This window comes from Nocardioides litoris (assembly GCF_006346315.1).
GTDB classification, from domain to species: Bacteria; Actinomycetota; Actinomycetes; order Propionibacteriales; family Nocardioidaceae; genus Nocardioides; species Nocardioides litoris.
Genome location: NZ_VDMR01000002.1, coordinates 826,499 through 841,752, shown reverse-complemented (window position 1 = coordinate 841,752; position 15,254 = coordinate 826,499). Strand labels below are relative to the sequence as shown.

Below are 15,254 nucleotides of genomic sequence, written 5' to 3'. Positions count from 1 at the left end.
GACCCAGCAGCCGAGCCGCGGAGGTGCCCCATGGACCCGACCCGAGACGCCGTGCGCCGGGTGCGCGAGGCGCCTGCCCCGCTGCATGGTCGGGTGGTCGTCGACCCCCACGGCCACCGCGTGGGCGAGGTCGACCGGGTCGTGGTCGAGGACGGGACCGGGCGGGTGCTGCAGCTCGTGGTGGCCTCCGGCGGCCTGCGCGGCCTGGCCCGGACCCACCGGCTGGTCCCGGCCGACTCGGTGCTCGGGGTCGACGACCGGGTGCACGTCTCGATCTCGCACCGCACGATCCACGAGGGGCCGAGGTTCGACCTGCCCCGGCAGCAGGTCCGGGGCTGACCGACCGGCTCCACCCCTCCGGCGCTGCCGCCGGCACCGGTCGTCGTACGACGATGGGCCGACCACCTCGGGAGGAGCCCACCATGTCGTCGCCCGCCGCCGCCCGGCTCGACGCCCGGCTCGACGGTCGGGTCGCGCTCGTCACCGGGGGCAGCCGCGGCATCGGGCTCGCGGTCGCACGCGGCCTCGGGACGCTCGGCGCCACGGTCGTCCTGGTGGGGCGCTCGCCCGGCCGGGCGCGCGAGGCCGCCACGGCCCTGGTCGAGGAGGGTGTCGACGCGGTCGGGTTCGACTGCGACGTCGCCTCGGCCGAGGCCGTGGCCGCGCTGCCCGACCGGCTGGGCCCCCTGGCCGCCGTCGACGTGCTCGTCTGCTCGGCGGCGGTCATGAGCGAGCGCACCGCCAAGACGCTGCGCACCAGCGAGGAGGAGTGGCGGCGGGTCATGGCGACCGACCTCGACGGCACCTGGCGCACCATGGCCGCCTTCGTGCCGGGCATGGTCGAGCGGCGCTCGGGCCGGGTCGTCGCCCTCAGCGCGTGCCTGGGCCGGATGTCGGGGCCGGGCACCGCGGGCGGGCTGGCGCCCTACCGGGTCGCCAAGGCGGGGGTCAACGCCCTGGTCCGCAACCTGGCCCACGAGCAGGGGCTCGGTCGGCGCGGTGTCCTCGTCGACGCCACCTGTCCGGGCCACTGCCGCACCGACATGGGCGGGCCGGACGCGCCCCGCTCCGCCGAGCAGGGGGCCGACACGGCGGTCTGGCTGGCCATCCGCCCGGCCGACGGCGCCCGCACCGGCCTGCTGTGGGAGGACCGCCAGGTCGTCCCCTGGTGAGGTCCCGCCCGACGGGAGCGGCGCTCAGCGGTGCCGCACCCGGGCGACCTGGGCGGCGACCCCGACCCCGCCGCCGAGCAGGAGCAGCACCGCGGCCGCGCCCTGCAGCACCACGGCCACGAGCGGACCACCGTCGAAGACCAGCACCACGACGGTGACGGCGGCCGCGACCACCGTGGCGACCGACGCCACCACCGACCGCGGCGCGAGGGCGAGGCGCAGGCCCACGAGCGCCGCGACGACACCGACGATCGCCGCCCGGTGCGAGGGCTCGTAGCCGCTCGGGGCGTCGGGTGCGGCACCCTGGGCGGCCAGGAGCAGCGCGGCCCCGGCGACCGCCACCCAGCCCGGGGCGGCCGACGGCTCGGCGTACCAGCGGGGCCAGGGGCGCGTGCGCGCCTCGCGGGCCACTCGGGTGGCGGCGCGGGCGTGGGCCGCGACCTCGGGGCCGCCGGCCTGCCGGGTGCCGGGGTCGGGGCCGCGGAGCACCCGGCCCGTGCGCACGTCGTCGACGATCGTGGCCGGGTCCTCGCTGCCGGGGACATCGTAGAAGAAGCCGCTGCGCCACGCGCCGACGGCGCCCACGGCGAGGACGACCGCGCCCGCCCCGACGACCGGCCAGGTCGACCCGAGCGCCTCGAGCCCCATCAGGCCGAGCGCTGCGATGATCGAGCCCAGCAGCAGCACCAGCAGGCTGGCCCACACCCAGCGCGGGCGCACCGCGTGCGTCCGGGGCGCCCGGTCGTGGGCCCCCGGCCCGTCCCGCCGGTCGCCGTCGTCCTGCCGGTGCCGGTCCTCGCCGTGGTCGCGGTCGTTCGTCACCCGCCGCCGGTACCCACCCGGGGCCTCGTACGACGGCGGGGCCCGCGGCCCGTCCGGAGCGGACGGGACGCGGGCCCCCGAGGTGGTGCGCCCGGGTCAGGGAGCCGTGGTCGGCTCCAGGCGGACCTCGGTGCTGCCGGTGAGCTCGCCGTCGTCGTACTGCGCGACGAAGACGGCGCTCAGGTCGTCGGTGGCCGGGTCGTGGCCGCCGGGGACCGTCGTGGTGAGCGTGCCCGTGCAGCCGGCGGCCGTGCTCTGCGGGTGGCCGTGGCTGTCGTGACCGAGGATGTAGGTCACGGTGACCTTGGAGCAGTCGACCGGCTGGTCGTCGGTCACGGTCACCTCGTAGGCGACGGAGTCACCGAAGGCGAAGGTGTCGCCCGCGGTCGGCGTCACGAACTCCAGGACCGGCGCCTGGTTGCCCACGACGATGTCGACGTCGGCCGAGGCGTGCCGACCACGGTGCTTGCCGCCGACGTCGGTGACGGTGAGCGTGGCCCGGTAGGACCCCTCCTCGCGGTAGGTGAAGGAGGGGTTCTTGGCGGTGGAGTCGAAGCGACCGTCACCGTCGAAGTCCCACTGGTACTTCAGCTGGTCGCCGTCGGGGTCGACGGTGCCCTCGCTGGAGAACTTCACGCGCAGCGGCGGCATGCCGGACGAGGGGGTCGCGGTCACCTTCGGCTGCGGGCTGCGGTTGCCGCCCACGCCGACGTGGTCGATGCGGGAGAGCTGGGCGTCGGGGTTCTCGGCGAAGTAGCCGTCGCCGTACTCGAGGACGTAGAGCGCGCCGTCGGGGCCGAACTCCATGTCCATCGGGTTGTCCACGACGATGCCCGGGACGACGTCCTCGATGGCGCCGACGCCGCCCTGGCCGTCGAGGTGGACGCCCTTGATCCAGTCACGGCTCCACTCGTAGAGCAGCGGGGTGTCGTCGTACTGCTCGGGCCAGGCGACGGGGGTCTTGCCGCGGGTCTTGCGCACGTCGTACTGGTAGGCCGGGCCGGCCATGGGCGAGATGCCGCCGGTGCCGAGCTCGGGGAACTCGGCGGACTCGTCGAAGCCGTAGAAGATCTCCGGCTTCTCCGTCGGCGGCAGCTTCTTCAGCCCGGTGTTGTGGGGCGAGTCGTTGCGGGGCGCCGCGCAGTCGAACGGCTCGCCGGAGGTCTCGGTGGCGAAGTCGTAGTCGACGTACGGGAGCTGGTCGGTGGCGCAGTAGGGCCACCCGTAGTTGGCCGGCTCCTCGATCTGCACCCACTTGCCCTGGCCGTCGGGACCACGCTCGGGGTCGGGGGTGCGGGCGTCGGGCGAGTAGTCGGCGACCCACAGCTTGTCGGTGCGCGGGTGGATCTCGATGCGGAACGGGTTGCGCAGGCCCATGGCGTAGATCTCGGGCCGGGTGCCCGCCTTGCCCGGGCGGAACATGTTGCCCTTCGGGATCGTGTAGCCGCCGCGCTTGCCCGGCTTGATGCGCAGGATCTTGCCGCGCAGGTCGTTGGTGTTGGCCGAGGTGCGCTGGGCGTCGAAGGCCGGGTTGCGGCCCTCGCGCTCGTCGATCGGGATGAAGCCGTCGGACTCGAACGGGTTGGAGTCGTCGCCGGTCGCCAGGATCAGGTTGCCCTGGGAGTCGAAGACGATGTCGCCGCCGACGTGGCAGCAGATGCCGCGGTCGACGGGCACGTCGAGCACGCGCCGCTCGGTGCCCTGCTTGACCTGGCCGTCGACGAACTTGAACTTCGAGAGCCGGATGACGCCCTTGTACGGCGCGAAGTCGGCCGGCGTGCCCTCGAACGGCGCGTCGCCCTCGTTGATCGAGGTGGTCGTCGGGTCGTCGGCCGGCGTGTCGAGCGGCGGCGAGTAGTAGAGGTAGACCCAGGGGTTCTTCTGCGCGTCGAAGTCGGGCGCGAGAGCGATGCTCTGCAGGCCTTCCTCGTCGTGCTGGTAGACGTCGATGCGACCGGCGATCGAGTTGACCCCGGTCTCGGCGTCGTTGTGCCAGATGACCCCCTCGCGCGTGGTGTGCAGGACGTCGCCGTCCGGAAGCACCGCGAGGTCCATGGGCTCACCGGGACGGTCGTTGAGCGTGACCTTCTGGAAGGCCGCGTCGGGGACGGGTGCGGGGGTGTCCTCGTGGCCCGGGTGGGCGTCCGCCGGGGCGGACAGCCCGCCGGCGGCGGCGAGGGAGAGGGTGACCGAGCTGGCCGCGATCGCGGCCAGGACGCCCGAGAAGCGTCGTTGCACGTGATGGCTCCTTGTGTGGTGGACGAGGCGGGCGCCGCCTGCCCCGTGCAACCGCGTTCCGGTGCGGCCCGAGTGACGCCCGTCACGCAGAACCTAGGGCGTGGTCTAGACCTGGTCAACGACTTGTCCCGCTCCGCGACCCAAAAGGTCCGGAACTTCCGTCTCGGGGAAGCCAAAAGGGCCCGGCCCCGTCGGGTCAGGCGAAGACCGGGCCGGGTCGGCCGCCGTCGAGGGTCACCACGGCGCCGTTGGCGATCGCGGCGCGGGGGCTGGCCAGGAAGGTGATCGCGGTCGCGACCTCTTCGGCGGTGACCGGGCGACCGAGGGCGTTGGCCGAGGCCTGCTCGGCGTACGCCGCGTCGCCCTCGGTGCGCTCGGTGACGGTCAGGCCGGGGTGGACGCAGACGACCGCGATGCCGTCACCGCCGAGCTCGTCGGCGAGGTTCTTGCTCAGGGCCACGACCCCGATGTTGCGCACGGACCCGGCGATCGAGCCGGTGCTGCGGGCGTTCATGCCGCTCACGTTGACCACGGCACCCCCGCCGGCGGCGCGCAGGTGCGGCACCGCGGCGCGCACCACCCGGGCGTAGCCGAGGACCTTGGTGTCGACGTTGGCCAGGAACGCGGCGTCGTCGAGCCCGGCCAGCCCGGACGGCCCGCCCGGGGTGGCGCGCGGGGCCGCGCAGTTGACCACGACGTCGAGCCGACCCAGGCGTGCGGCCGCCTCGTCCACGGCCGCCCGGACCGCGGCGTCGTCGGTGGTGTCGGCGGTGACGGCCACCGTGTCGTCGCCGACCGACCGGGCCGCGGTGGCGAGCGTCTCGGGGTCGCGCCCGAGCAGCGCCACCCGGCACCCCTCGGCGGCCAGCGCCCGCGCCACCGCGAGGCCGATGCCCCGGCTCCCGCCCGTCACCAGCGCCGCACGTCCGTCGAGACCGAGGTCCATGCGGCCACGGTAGCCACGAACCCGCGGCTCCCTGCCGGTGCGGGCCCCTGCCGGTCCCTCGCTCGTCCGGGTGAACGGAGCCGGGGGCGGCCCCGTGCCTCCGGGTGCATCGGCGAGACTGGGCCGGTGACCGACTGGGGCGGCACCACCGAGCAGGCCGACGAGGCGTGCAGCGCCGGCGCGCCCGCACCGTCGACCGGACTCCTGGCCAACGTTCCGGACGCCCACGTGGCGGTCGACCTCGACGGCGCCATCACGGAGTGGAACCCGGCCGCCGCGGCGACCTTCGGGTGGACCCGCTCCGAGGCGCTCGGGCTCGACGTGGGCGAGCTGCTGCTGAACGCGCGACGGGCGGCCAACCACCGTCGCCAGCTCGACGACTTCCGGGCGACCGGCACCTCGACCATCCTCGGCCGCCACCCCGACGTGCCGATGTCGACGCGCGACGGCCGGCTGCTCCGGGTCGACTGCGTGGTCTGGGTCGTCGACGACCCCGACGGCCCTCCTGCGCTGCACACGCTGATGAGCGACGTCACCGGTCGCTGGGCCGCCGTCGACGACCTGCGCCGGGCCACCGACGACCTCAGCGCCTTCTCGGCCGCGATGGCCCACGACCTCCGCGTCCCGCTGACGACCGTCCGGGGGTGGTCGGAGCTGGTCCGCGACCAGGCGGCACCCGGGTCGCCGATCTCCGGGTGGACGGACCGGATCGACGCGGCCGTCGACCGCGGGGTGGCGCTCATCGACGACCTGATGGGCTACCTCGACGTGGGACGGGTCCTCGCCGACCGCACCCCGGTCGACCTGGCCGTCGTCGTGCGCAGGGCGTTCGCCACCGAGGTCGAGGCCCGGCCCCGCCGGGCCGTGCTCGACCTGCGCGAGGTGCCCGTGGTGCGCGGCGACGAGCGCCTCCTGACCCAGCTGTTCGCCAACCTCCTCGGCAACGCCTTCAAGTACGTCCCGGACGACCGCACCCTCGAGCTCGTCGTCGACGCCGTCGTCGACTCGCCGCGGGGCACGACGACCGTGCGGGTCGCCGACAACGGCACCCCGGTCGCCGCGGCCGACCGCGGGCGCATCTTCGCGATGTTCGAGCGCGGGTCCGGCGTGCCGGACGCCACCCACGGGTCCGGCGTCGGGCTCGCGGTCGCCCGGCGCATCGCCGAGCTGCACGACGGCAGCATCGCCCTCGACCCCACCGCGGGCGACGGCAACCGGTTCTGCGTGCGGCTCGGCACCTGACCGGACCCCGCGGCCGATCGGGGGCAGCGGTCAGCGGTCAGCGGGCTCGGGCGACGGTCAGTCGACGGCGAGATCGGGGTCCTGCCCCGACCGGGCCAGCTCGGCCCGGACGAAGCCCGAGGCGAGCAGCTCGCCGACCAGCCCGTCGACCAGGGCGACGGCCTCGTCGTCACGGTCGAGCGGCACCGCGAGGGCCTGCCGGATCTGCATGAACGCCGGCTCGAGGACGCGGTGCGCTCCCCCGCCGGCGCCCCCATCCTCGACGAAGGCGGTCGCCGGCTGCCGGATGGCCGCACCGACCTCCAGGCCCTCGTCGAGGTAGACCTGCAGGCCCTCCGCGCCGCGGACCACCTCGGCCTCTTGGAGGCTGCGGCTGAGGTGGAGGTCGTAGGCGGACCCCTCCTTGACCCCGACCCGGGTGCCCGGCCGGTCGACCTCGGCGGCCGTGGCGGGACCCCGACCGGCCGGGGCGACGTACACGCCCTCGATCGTGAGGTAGGCCCGCGTGAACCGCACCTCGCGGGCCCGGGCGGGCTCGGCAGCGAGGAACGCCACGTCGGCCTCGCCGTGCACGAGGGCGGCGAGCGAGAGGCGGGCCGCGTCGACGCACCGGAGGTCGAGCGGCCGGTCCAGCCGCCGCGCGAGCTCGCGCGCGAGGGCGACGGTCACGCCCGCGGGGTCCTCGGGCGTGCCGGTCGCCAGGACCGGGTTGCCGAGGTTGACCACCACCCGCAGTGCACCGGTCGGGGCGAGCCGCGCCGCGACGTCGAGCGGGTCCACGTGGCCTCCTGGTGGGTTCTGTCCGGCCCCGACCGTCTCACGGCGACGGTGCTCCCCACCCACCTGGGCCACCTGCCAGGACCGGCACCTGCCGGCACCCGATCCCCGCCGGGCCGGGCCGAGGCGCGTCAGGGCCGCGGGCCCCGGAGCCGGTCGACCGCGGAGCGGTTGGCCCGGTCGAGGGCCTCCAGGAAGCGGGCGACCGCCTCGAGGTCACGCGGCTCGGCCGCCTGCAGCGTCGCCGCCACCTCCTGGCCGGCCTCGCGCAGGAACGCGCGCACGGCGTCACGCGCCGCGGGCGTGGGGCGCAGGGTCACCCGACGCCGGTCGGCGCTCTCGCGGGTGCGGGTCACGTGACCGGCCGCCTCCAGCCGGTCGAGCAGCAGCGACGTCGCCCCCGAGGTCATGCCCATCCGGTGGGCGAGCTCGACGGGGGCCAGCGGACGGCCGGCCTCGGCCTCCCAGGCGACGTGGCTGAGGGCCGAGGCGTCGGAGGACGGGAGCCCGAGCCACCGCGCCAGCAGCTGGCCGACCGCGGCGTTGCTGAGGTCCCAGGCGTGCAGGGCGTGCATGACCCGCACGCGCGAGCCGTCCCAGTCGGCGGTCAGCGGGTCCAGCGCGGCGTCGTCCATCTGTCCTCTCGGCCCTCGTCTCGGCGGCCCCGAAGGGGTGAGCAAACCCGATATACCTTTGCTGCAAAGCAACCATCGGAGGTAGGACCACCATGGCACAGACCAGCACCCCCCGTCGGGCCCTCGTCTCGGGCGGGAGCATCGCCGGGCTCTCCGCCGCCTACTGGCTGGCCCTCGACGGCTGGCAGGTGACGCTCGTCGAGCGCGCGCCGGGCTTCCGCGACGGCGGCCAGAACGTCGACGTCCGGGGTGTCGGGCACGAGGTCCTCGACCGGATGGGCCTGGTCGAGACGATCCGGGCCCTCGGCACCGGCGAGACCGGCACGGTCGCCGTCGACGAGGACGACCGGGTCGTGGCGATCTTCCCCGACGTCGGTCCCGACAGCGCCACCGCCGAGCTCGAGGTCCTGCGCGGCGACCTGGCGCGCGCGATCCACGACGTGCTGCCGGCCGACGTCGAGGTCCGCTATGACGAGACCGTCAGCGAGGTCGTCGACCTCGGCGGCACGGTCCGGGTCACGACCACCCGGCGGCCCGCGGAGGAGGTCGACCTCCTCGTCGTGGCCGAGGGCGTCCGGTCGACCACCCGCGACCTGGTCCTCGACGGCGGCGACGTCGAGCTGCGCCCCCTCGGCATCGACATGGTCTTCGGCACGATCCCGCGGCTCGAGTCCGACGACACCCGGTGGCGCTGGATGACGACCACCGGCGGCCGGCAGGCGCACCTGCGCCCCGACGGCCGGGGCGGGACCCGCGCGATCCTCTCCTTCGCCCCGAGCCGACAGGTCTCCGACCTCGACCCCGCCGCCCGGCAGGCCCTCCTGGAGGAGCGGTACGCCGGCGTGGGGTGGGCCGTCCCGCGCATCCTGCGCGGCCTCGCCACCAGCCACGACGTGTACGCCGACTCCCTCACCCAGGTCCGCGCCCGCACCTGGCACCGCGGACGGGCGGTCCTGGTCGGCGACGCCGCCTGGTGCGTCACCCCGCTGGGCGGCGGCGGCGCCACCCTGGCCCTGACCAGCGGCTACGTCCTCGCGGCCCAGCTCTCGCGGGCCACCGACGTCCCGGCGGCCCTGGAGCGGTTCGAGGCCTGGATGCGGCCGCTGGTCGACGACGTGCAGACCCTGCCGCCCGGCCTCGACCGGCTGGCCTACCCGCGCACCGCCCTCGGCCTGCGGGCGTCACGGACGGTCACCCGGCTGGTCACCTCGCGACTGCTGCGCCCGATCGCGGCGAGGGCCACCCAGGTGGCCCACACCGACCAGGAGCTGCCGCGCCTCGAGCCGTCGTCGGCGTGACCGCACCCGCGGTGCGCAGCCGTCGTCCGGTCCGCGCCCGCACCGGCCCGCACCGATCGCGGAGCCCCTCGCCGTCCGCTCCGGCGAGACCTGGACTTACGCTGTAAGGGTGAGACCGGTGGGGGACGACGGGCGTGGCTGAGGACCACGTGACCGGCGGCGACGTGCTGCTGGTCGATGCAGGACCGGGTCGCGTCCTCGTCGTCCTCACCGGGTTCATCGAGCTCGCGGACGTGCCCGACCTCAAGGCCGCCCTGCTCGAGGCCACCCGGGGCGACGGGCGCGAGCTGGTGCTCGACCTCGGCGCCGCGCGCTGGATCAGCAGCCCGGGTCTCGGGGTGCTCGTCGGCACCCACCGGCGGATCGTCGCCCGGGGCGGCCTGATGGTGCTGTGGCGACCCCAGCGCGTGCTCGCCGCCAACCTGAGCATGCTCGGCCTCGACCGGGTCGTCCCCGTCGTCCACGGCGACGAGGTGCCCTTCACCTCCGCCTGAGGCGGCGTGCGCCGCGTCAGGCCGGTCCGCGTGCGGCGGACTGCTCCTCCACCAGGGCCACGCACGCCTCGGGGTCGTCGGAGAACGGCAGGTGTCCACACCCCTCGAGCCGCAGGTGCCGCGCGAACGGCAGCGCCCGCCGGGCGCGCTCGGCCTGGGTCCGGCCCGGCAGCACCCGGTCGAGCGACCCCCAGGCCACCGCCACCGGCACGTCGGGCAGGGCGCCGAGGTCGAGGCCCGGTCCGGTCAGGTCGTAGCCGGCGAAGCTGCGCCGGGCGGCCGCGAACGCCTCCGCCCGCACCAGGCCGTCGAGCTGCCGCAGCAGGTCGTCGCGGGCCAGGGCCTCCGGGCGGGCGACGACGCCCCAGCCCAGGGCGTGCCGCACCGCGGCGCTGCGGCTCGCGGCCGGGACGACGGGCCCCCCGGCTCGGGCCCCCGCGCGGAGCACCGTCAGCAGCGACTGGCACCAACGACGGCCGGCGGCGCCCCAGAAGCCGACCGGCGCGAACGCGGTGACCGCCGACGCGGCCCCCCGGCGACCGGTCTCGAGCGCGACCCCGCCGCCCAGCGAGCTGCCGACCACGTGCGGCCGGTCGAGGCCGAGCTCGCCGAGCAGACCGACCAGCCAGTCGGCGTACCCCACGGGGCCGGGACGGACCGCCGGGTCGGGCTCGGAGCGGCCGAAGCCGGGCAGGTCGACCGCGACCACCTCGTGGGTGCGGGCCAGGGCCGGGACGACGGGGTCGAAGACCTCCAGCCGGCTGCCGAGCCCGTGGACCAGGACCACGGGCGGCCCGTCACCGGTGCGTGTCAGGTGGACGTGGGGTGCCATCGGACCAGCGTCGCAGGTCGCCCGAAGCTCAGCCGACGTTCTCGAGGACCACGGCGAGGCCCTGGCCGACGCCGATGCAGATGGCGGCCAGCCCCCACCGCTCGCCGCTGTCGCGGAGCCGGTGGGCGAGGGTGCCCAGGATGCGGGTGCCGCTGGCACCGAGGGGGTGACCGATCGCGATCGCCCCGCCCCAGGCGTTGAGCAGCTCGGGGTCGCGCAGCCCCCGCTCGGTCCAGGCGTCCAGGCAGGCCAGCGACTGCACCGCGAAGGCCTCGTTGAGCTCGACGGCGCCCACGTCGGCCCAGCCGATCCCGGCCCGGGCCAGCGCCTTCTCGGCCGCCTCGACGGGGGCGAACCCGAAGTCCTGCGGGTCGAGTGCGTGCGCCCCGCGCCCCGCGAAGCGGGCCAGCGGGTCGAGGCCGACGGGGGCGTCGGCCGAGCCGATGAGCACGGCGGAAGCGCCGTCGTTGAGCGGGGAGGCGTTGGCCGCGGTGATGGTGCCGTCGGGGCGGAACGACGGCGTGAGGCCGGCCAGCTTCTCCACGCTGGACCCGGGCCGGATGCCCTCGTCCCGCTCGAGGTCGACGCCCGGCACACCGACCACCAGGTCGTCGTAGCGGCCGGCCTCCCAGGCGGCGTGGGCCAGGTCGTGGGAGCGGACGGCGAGCTCGTCCTGGCGCTCGCGGGAGATGACGAACCGCTCACCCAGGGCCTCGTTGGCCTCGCCGAGCGAGACGGTCCACTCCGCCGGCATCCGCTCGTTGACCAGCCGCCAGCCCAGCGTCGTGGAGACTGCGGTGGTGTTGCCGGCCGGGAAGGCCCGCGACGGCTTGGGCAGCACCCACGGCGCCCGGGTCATCGACTCCACGCCGCCGGCGACCACGACGTCCGCGTCACCGGTCTCCACCGCCCGCGAGGCGGTCATCGCGGCGTCCAGGCTGGAGCCGCAGAGCCGGTTGACGGTGGTGGCCGGCACCGAGGTCGGCAGGCCGGCGAGCAGGACGGCCATCCGGCCGACGTTGCGGTTGTCCTCGCCGGCACCGTTGGCGTTGCCCCACACGACGTCGCCGATCGCGGCCGGGTCGAGGTCGGGGGCCTTCGCCAGCACGCCGGTCAACGCGACCGCCGCGAGGTCGTCAGGACGCACCTCGGCCAGCGCGCCGCCGAAGCGGCCGAAGGGGGTGCGGGCGGCGGCGTACAGGTAGGCGTCGGGCACCCGGCGAGCCTAGTGCCGCGGGTCAGCCCGGCAGGCGCGCCGGGAGCGCGGCGTACCCCCGCAGGATGCGCGTCGCACGCCGCCGCGCGCCGGCCTCGAGGGCCAGGTCCGGGAAGCGTTCGTGCAGCGTGCGCAGCCCCACCTCGCCCTCCATCCGGGCCAGCGCGGCGCCGAGGCAGTAGTGGCGGCCGGAGGAGAAGGACACGTGCTGGTCGGCCTCCTCGCGGGTGACGTCGAACCGCTGCGGGTCGGCGAAGACCTCGGGGTCGCGGTTGGCGCCGGCGAGGAGCGTGGTGACGACCGCGCCGCGCGGGACGGGCCGGCCGCCGAGCTCGGTGTCCGCCACCACGGTGCGGCCGGTGAGGAGCACCGGCGGGTCGTAGCGCAGCACCTCGTCGACCGCGCGGGGCCACAGCGCGGGGTCCTCGAGCAGCGTGCGGCGCTGGTCGGGGTGGCGGTGCAGCAGGGCGATGCCGTTGCCGAGGAGGTTGACGGTGGTCTCGAACCCGGCCGCCAGCACCAGCCCGGCCGTCGCCTTGAGCTCCACGTCGGTCAGCTCGACGCCGTCGTCGTCCTGGGCCAGGACGAGCTGGCTGAGCAGGTCGTCGCCGGGGTGGCGGCGTACGGCGGCGATGTGGTCGTCGAGCCAGCGCTCGAAGCGCCGCAGCGACCGCTCCACGGCGCGGAACCGCCCCAGCGGCAGGCCGATGTCGAGGCTGGGCGCGGCTCCCTCGCCGAACTCCAGGACCCGGGCCCGGTCGGCGTCGGGGACCCCCAGCACCTCGGCGATGACGGTCACCGGGAGCAGCGCGCAGTAGCGCTCGACCAGGTCGACCGTCCCGTCGGGCCCGCGGTGCTCGAGCAGGTCGTCGAGCAGGTCGTCGGCGATCTGCTGGGTGCGCTCGCGCAGGCCGCGCACGGCCTTGACCGAGAACACCCGCGTCACGAGCTTGCGGTAGCGGGTGTGCTCGGGCGGCTCCGTCGCGAGCAGCGAGGGCGGCGTGAGGGGTCCGATGGGCGTGCTGCGCTCGGCCCAGCGACGGACGGGACCGAGGGCGCCCCCGGCTCCGAAGTCGACGCCGGCCCGGACGTCGGGGCTGCCCAGGACCTCCTTGACCACCGCGTGGGTCGCGGTCACGTAGGCGAAGGCGCTCTTGTGGATCGGCCCGTGCGAGCGGACCTCCTCGAAGAGGCCGAGGGGCAGGGCGCCGTCGGTACCGCCCGCGCCGCCCGACGCGGTCGCGGTGATCAGCTGCGCCTGCAGGTCGCCGCGGCGGGCGCCCGCCTGGATGCCGAGCCGGGGCACGGCGTGGTTGAGACCCCACCGGGTCAGGGACGCCGCCTCGTCGACCAGCAGCACAGGGATCCTCCGTCAGGCTCGATACCGTTGAGTATCCAATACTCTGCGGTATCGTGCGCCCGTGTCAACCGCCAGCGGCCGTCGGCGGCCCCCCCGGGCCGAGGTGCGCCAGACCCTCGTCGAGGCCGCGGCCCGCGTCTTCGCCCGGTCCGGGATCGACGCCGCCTCGCTCGACGAGGTGGCCGCCGAGGCGGGGCTGACCAAGGGCGCGATCTACTCCAACTTCGCTGGCAAGGCCGACCTCGTGGAGGCCGTCGTCGCGGCCAACCTGCGCTCCCACCTCGACACCGGCCTGGCCGCCGTCGAGCCCGGCGGATCGATGAACGACCGGGCGCAGGCACTCGGCGACGAGCTCAGCCGCAGCTTCCTCGACCAGCCGGAGCGGCACCTGCTGTTCCTCGAGCTGTGGCAGCGGGCGGTGCGCTCCGCACCTGACGGGCGGCTCCGCGACGACACGCTGCTGGCCCACCGCCGCGAGCTGCACGACACCGTCACCGCGGCGATTGCAGCCAACGCGGCGGACGCCGAGGCCACCCTGCCCCTTCCCCCGGAGGAGCTCGCGACCGTGCTGCTCGCGCTCTCGCACGGCTTCGCGATGGAGCTGCAGGTCGACCGGGCGCACGTCCCCGACGACCTGTTCGGCCGGGTGCTGGCCCTGCTCGTGCGCGAGGGCTGACGCGGCGGGCACCCCCGGCACCCCGGAAGCCGACCCGCGGCCCCGGGCGCACGGGGCGCCCAGGGCTGCGAGCCGGCTCGTCCAGGCCGGGTGGAGCTCAGGCCGCCGGACCGACCGACCGGTCGACGAGCGGCGCGGGGGCCGAGGCCCGCAGCAGCATCCCAGCCCGGGCGAGGACCGCGAGCCAGATGACGACGGCGACCAGGTACTCGGGCGCGATCATCGCGGGCGCCTCAGGCCGACCGGCGGATCGGGCCGTTGACGCCCCGCGGGAAGAACCCGCCGCGGCCCACCGACTTCGGGTTGAGGTACACGATGTTGAGCACCTGGCCCGGGGTCCGGCTGACGACGAGACCGTTGCGGTTGGTCGGCACCAGGTTGGCGTCGCCGTTGCCGCGCCGGATGCCCTGGTCGAGGTCGCTCTTGCCGTCGAGGGAGTCGCGGGCGTTGGAGATCTTGTTGGCCTGGGACTGCAGGCCCTTGGAGAAGAGCGCGGTCCGCACGATGCCGGCGTGGTAGGCCTCCACGGCGAGCAGGCCGGCCGCCGCGTCGAGGTAGGTCTTGTTGTCGATCAGGGGCGCCGCGCCCTTGTACGCCGTCACGCCGACGTCCTCGAACAGGAAGGCGCCGAGCAGGAAGTTGTTCTCGTTGGCGTAGGGGTCGAAGGTCTGGTCGGCGCCGATGAGGCCGGCCGCCCGCGCAGCGGCGGTGAAGCTGCTCCGGATGTCGATGCGGGGCCGGGCGACCTTGGCCTTGCCGAGGGCGGAGCGCAGGAGCTTGACGTGCGCGAGCTCATCCCCGGCGATCTCCTCGGCGTACTTGCGGATCGCCGGCGTCTCGAAGTTGACCTGGCGACCACCGGTGACCGCGCCACGCTGGCCCCGGCCCCCGGTCATCTTCTCGCCCAGGCCACGACCGAAGGCCGCCTGCTGGTAGAACTCCGCCTCCAGGTACTCCAGGTTGAGGGCGAAGTTCAGGATGGCCGAGTCGCTCGGGCCGGCCGCGTTCGCCGCACCGGGGGCCAGCGCGCCGAGGGCGCCGGCGCCGACGACGCCGAGGCCGCCGGCCCCGGCCGCCTTCAGGAACCGGCGCCGGTCCGCGGGGTTCTCCGCGCTCCGCGTGATCATGTCATTCAGGACGAGCTTGCCGAACATGAATTCTCCTGGGGTCGAAGGTGCGACTGGGCGCGACAATTCACCCGACCACGTCGGAATTGTCTGCCAGCCACGAAGAGGTTGCGTCGAAATAGACCGATCACCGGAAATCGGCGTCCACGGACGCGCAACCGTGCTGTGTCGTGACGAGGTCCGTGGCCAGCATTGTTGCTGGTCACGGCGCCTTTCGGAGGCGTCTGCGTCACCCGGCGGAGCATCACGCAACACCCGGCGACCCAGGTTTGTCACCACCCTGGACCGAAATTCTTCTCAACTTCCGGCGGCCATGAATTCCTCATGCCGGCTCCGTGAGAAATATCGGCCCCAGGTGGTGACACGGCGGGTCCCGCGGGTTTATCTCTCAGAGGTCGAGGTCGTGGCGAACCACGGAG

General features: G+C 75.2%; 16 protein-coding genes. 6 read left to right on the top strand and 10 right to left on the bottom strand.

The genetic code is table 11. From position 1 onward, the window contains the following. Positions 1-30: 30 nt before the first annotated feature. Together FJQ57_RS12080 and FJQ57_RS12075 are read left to right on the top strand one after the other, a co-directional pair. Entirely contained in the window at positions 31-339 is a 309-nt protein-coding gene (locus FJQ57_RS12080; protein ID WP_139980473.1) for a PRC-barrel domain-containing protein, read from the top strand. Positions 340-422: 83 nt separating this feature from the next. Next, positions 423-1,172, top strand: coding sequence for an SDR family NAD(P)-dependent oxidoreductase (locus FJQ57_RS12075; protein WP_139980471.1), 750 nt, complete (start codon positions 423-425; stop codon positions 1,170-1,172). A 24-nt stretch (positions 1,173-1,196) separates the two neighbouring features. Here FJQ57_RS12075 and FJQ57_RS12070 read toward each other — a convergent pair whose 3' ends face one another. The 3 genes from FJQ57_RS12070 to FJQ57_RS12060 form a co-directional block, all read right to left on the bottom strand. Beyond that, a complete protein-coding gene (locus FJQ57_RS12070; RefSeq protein ID WP_139980469.1) occupies positions 1,197-1,994 on the bottom strand; it encodes a hypothetical protein in 798 nt (265 codons plus the stop codon). Between the two features lie 96 nt (positions 1,995-2,090). Further along, entirely contained in the window at positions 2,091-4,232 is a 2,142-nt protein-coding gene (locus FJQ57_RS12065) for a PQQ-dependent sugar dehydrogenase (RefSeq protein ID WP_246081761.1), read from the bottom strand. A gap of 196 nt (positions 4,233-4,428) precedes the next feature. Beyond that, on the bottom strand, positions 4,429-5,178 hold the full coding sequence (locus FJQ57_RS12060; RefSeq protein WP_139980467.1) for an SDR family NAD(P)-dependent oxidoreductase: 750 nt from the start codon (positions 5,176-5,178) through the stop codon (positions 4,429-4,431). Between the two features lie 126 nt (positions 5,179-5,304). Between FJQ57_RS12060 and FJQ57_RS12055 the strand changes: the two genes are divergently transcribed. Further along, entirely contained in the window at positions 5,305-6,420 is a 1,116-nt protein-coding gene (locus tag FJQ57_RS12055; RefSeq protein WP_170219406.1) for a PAS domain-containing sensor histidine kinase, read from the top strand. 57 nt (positions 6,421-6,477) lie between these two features. Here FJQ57_RS12055 and FJQ57_RS12050 read toward each other — a convergent pair whose 3' ends face one another. Both FJQ57_RS12050 and FJQ57_RS12045 read right to left on the bottom strand, forming a co-directional pair. Further along, complete coding sequence (locus FJQ57_RS12050; RefSeq protein ID WP_139980462.1) at positions 6,478-7,200, bottom strand: transporter substrate-binding domain-containing protein; 723 nt, start codon at positions 7,198-7,200, stop codon at positions 6,478-6,480. 128 nt (positions 7,201-7,328) lie between these two features. Further along, the gene (locus tag FJQ57_RS12045) at positions 7,329-7,832 is read right to left on the bottom strand and encodes a MarR family winged helix-turn-helix transcriptional regulator (RefSeq protein WP_170219405.1); all 504 of its coding nucleotides are present in this window, start codon (positions 7,830-7,832) and stop codon (positions 7,329-7,331) included. 92 nt (positions 7,833-7,924) lie between these two features. Between FJQ57_RS12045 and FJQ57_RS12040 the strand changes: the two genes are divergently transcribed. Beyond that, positions 7,925-9,130: an FAD-dependent monooxygenase gene (locus FJQ57_RS12040; RefSeq protein WP_139980460.1), complete on the top strand. Its 1,206-nt coding sequence runs from the start codon at positions 7,925-7,927 to the stop codon at positions 9,128-9,130. Between the two features lie 134 nt (positions 9,131-9,264). Continuing rightward, entirely contained in the window at positions 9,265-9,624 is a 360-nt protein-coding gene (locus FJQ57_RS12035) for an STAS domain-containing protein (RefSeq protein WP_139980457.1), read from the top strand. Positions 9,625-9,640: 16 nt separating this feature from the next. Here the strand turns inward: FJQ57_RS12035 and FJQ57_RS12030 are convergent, their stop codons facing one another. The 3 genes from FJQ57_RS12030 to FJQ57_RS12020 are packed head-to-tail and all read right to left on the bottom strand — an operon-like array spanning position 9,641 to position 13,032. Beyond that, a complete protein-coding gene (locus FJQ57_RS12030; protein ID WP_139980455.1) occupies positions 9,641-10,456 on the bottom strand; it encodes an alpha/beta fold hydrolase in 816 nt (271 codons plus the stop codon). Between the two features lie 28 nt (positions 10,457-10,484). Further along, on the bottom strand, positions 10,485-11,672 hold the full coding sequence (locus FJQ57_RS12025) for a thiolase family protein (RefSeq protein WP_139980453.1): 1,188 nt from the start codon (positions 11,670-11,672) through the stop codon (positions 10,485-10,487). A gap of 22 nt (positions 11,673-11,694) precedes the next feature. Then, positions 11,695-13,032, bottom strand: coding sequence for a cytochrome P450 (locus FJQ57_RS12020; RefSeq protein WP_246081760.1), 1,338 nt, complete (start codon positions 13,030-13,032; stop codon positions 11,695-11,697). 61 nt (positions 13,033-13,093) lie between these two features. On the opposite strand from FJQ57_RS12020, the gene FJQ57_RS12015 reads away from it, so the two are divergent. Continuing rightward, the gene (locus FJQ57_RS12015; RefSeq protein ID WP_170219404.1) at positions 13,094-13,708 is read left to right on the top strand and encodes a TetR/AcrR family transcriptional regulator; all 615 of its coding nucleotides are present in this window, start codon (positions 13,094-13,096) and stop codon (positions 13,706-13,708) included. 97 nt (positions 13,709-13,805) lie between these two features. Here FJQ57_RS12015 and FJQ57_RS23610 read toward each other — a convergent pair whose 3' ends face one another. Together FJQ57_RS23610 and FJQ57_RS12010 are read right to left on the bottom strand one after the other, a co-directional pair. Then, positions 13,806-13,931 carry a hypothetical protein gene (locus FJQ57_RS23610; protein ID WP_281284261.1) on the bottom strand — a complete coding sequence of 42 codons (126 nt, stop codon included), beginning with the start codon at positions 13,929-13,931 and terminating at the stop codon, positions 13,806-13,808. Positions 13,932-13,941: 10 nt separating this feature from the next. After that, positions 13,942-14,862: a ferritin-like domain-containing protein gene (locus FJQ57_RS12010; protein ID WP_139980447.1), complete on the bottom strand. Its 921-nt coding sequence runs from the start codon at positions 14,860-14,862 to the stop codon at positions 13,942-13,944. Positions 14,863-15,254 lie beyond the last annotated feature (392 nt).

Bases quoted from the DNA above. Each gene is read 5' to 3' on its own strand.
- FJQ57_RS23610 (WP_281284261.1), bottom strand. From the start codon at position 13,931: ATGATCGCGCCCGAGTACCTGGTCGCCGTCGTCATCTGGCTCGCGGTC.
- FJQ57_RS12010 (WP_139980447.1), bottom strand. From the start codon at position 14,862: ATGTTCGGCAAGCTCGTCCTGAATGACATGATCACGCGGAGCGCGGAG.
- FJQ57_RS12075 (WP_139980471.1), top strand. From the start codon at position 423: ATGTCGTCGCCCGCCGCCGCCCGGCTCGACGCCCGGCTCGACGGTCGG.
- FJQ57_RS12045 (WP_170219405.1), bottom strand. From the start codon at position 7,832: ATGGACGACGCCGCGCTGGACCCGCTGACCGCCGACTGGGACGGCTCG.
- FJQ57_RS12080 (WP_139980473.1), top strand. From the start codon at position 31: ATGGACCCGACCCGAGACGCCGTGCGCCGGGTGCGCGAGGCGCCTGCC.
- FJQ57_RS12060 (WP_139980467.1), bottom strand. From the start codon at position 5,178: ATGGACCTCGGTCTCGACGGACGTGCGGCGCTGGTGACGGGCGGGAGC.
- FJQ57_RS12030 (WP_139980455.1), bottom strand. From the start codon at position 10,456: ATGGCACCCCACGTCCACCTGACACGCACCGGTGACGGGCCGCCCGTG.
- FJQ57_RS12040 (WP_139980460.1), top strand. From the start codon at position 7,925: ATGGCACAGACCAGCACCCCCCGTCGGGCCCTCGTCTCGGGCGGGAGC.